The following is a 1,197-nucleotide window of genomic DNA, read 5'->3' on the forward strand; positions in this document are numbered from 1 at the left end:
TCATTTGATATACCAGTCGAAGCAAAGAGTACAGACATATCAAAAGCTTAAAATTCAAACAACGTAATATTTTCCCTTCCTTCTTCCTTCTTCCTTCTTCCTTCTTCCTTATTTATTCTGCTATAACTGAGAAAAAAGTTAAGAATTATCACAGATTATAGATCGGTTTAGAAGTTCAAGTTTAAAATTGCTATACCATATAGCTTTATACTGGCAAATTATATGTGTAATTCTCAAAATATCAATAAAGATTTGAGTGTAGAAGAAGTTTATACTTGTCCTGTATGTTATCATGGCCAGATATCAGCAATGATTTTAATGGATGCTTTTGCTTGTAACTTCTGTAACCATATTTTTACTGCCGATCTGGTAAAGCAATCATTGAAAATAGTAGATAGTTCTTCTAATTTAAGTTGGCGGTGGAATGGTAGAAATTGGAAAGTCGATCATCCTAATGTAGAATTGAACTGGGTAATTAAGTTATTAGCAGTTGCATTTGTAATATTACCAACAACATTAATAGGATTAACGGCTTACTTTTATCCTCCAATACCTGGTACTCCTTTGTGTTGGTTACCAAGAGTTTGGACTGGTTTAACTTTTTTATTTCATTTGCTAATTATCGTTAATATTTTCATTGATTATTATCAGTTTCCAGTCAGGTTATATTTAAAAGCAGTAGGACGATATTTATGGCTTAGGATTTCACCACAAAATTCTTCTACTTGAAAAAGGAAGAACCTAAGTTGGAAAAAGTGGACGGGGATTCAAACCCAAACCAATTGTAAACACTGTGTAGACGGCAGGGTATTAAACCCAAAAGAAAAAGATAAATTTCAAGATTTGGCAGTGCTAAATCAGATACAATTAATGAGCAAGATATGAAGATATAAAAATTCCAGATGAGTTATGAAACTGGATTATCATTTTTTACCATACTAAAAAATCTGTAAAAATTTTCACTTTTCCCTGTTCCCTGAAGTCTTGAATTGTATTTTTACATTTCACGAGATGTAAATAAATAGTATATCAGGCTTCATGTTTAAATTTAAAGATACAGCAGATTGCAATTGACTACTCCCCTGGCTAAAGTCGAGGGGATTCTAAGCAGATACTACGCAACAGGATAAATCCGTGTTGCTCCGTCTATTCTTAGCTGACCAAAGATAAACTCTCTGGGGACAAGTCAAAGTGCCC

Annotated in this window: 1 protein-coding gene; it reads left to right on the top strand. The window is 32.9% G+C overall.

The window, feature by feature from the left end; all coding sequences use genetic code 11:
• Positions 1-222 precede the first annotated feature (222 nt).
• A complete protein-coding gene (locus F6K13_RS34070) occupies positions 223-729 on the top strand; it encodes a hypothetical protein (protein ID WP_124144961.1) in 507 nt (168 codons plus the stop codon).
• Positions 730-1,197 lie beyond the last annotated feature (468 nt).

Source organism: Okeania sp. SIO2B9 (assembly GCF_010672505.1).
GTDB classification, from domain to species: domain Bacteria; phylum Cyanobacteriota; class Cyanobacteriia; order Cyanobacteriales; family Microcoleaceae; genus Okeania; species Okeania hirsuta.

Bases quoted from the DNA above. Each gene is read 5' to 3' on its own strand.
- F6K13_RS34070 (WP_124144961.1), top strand. From the start codon at position 223: ATGTGTAATTCTCAAAATATCAATAAAGATTTGAGTGTAGAAGAAGTT.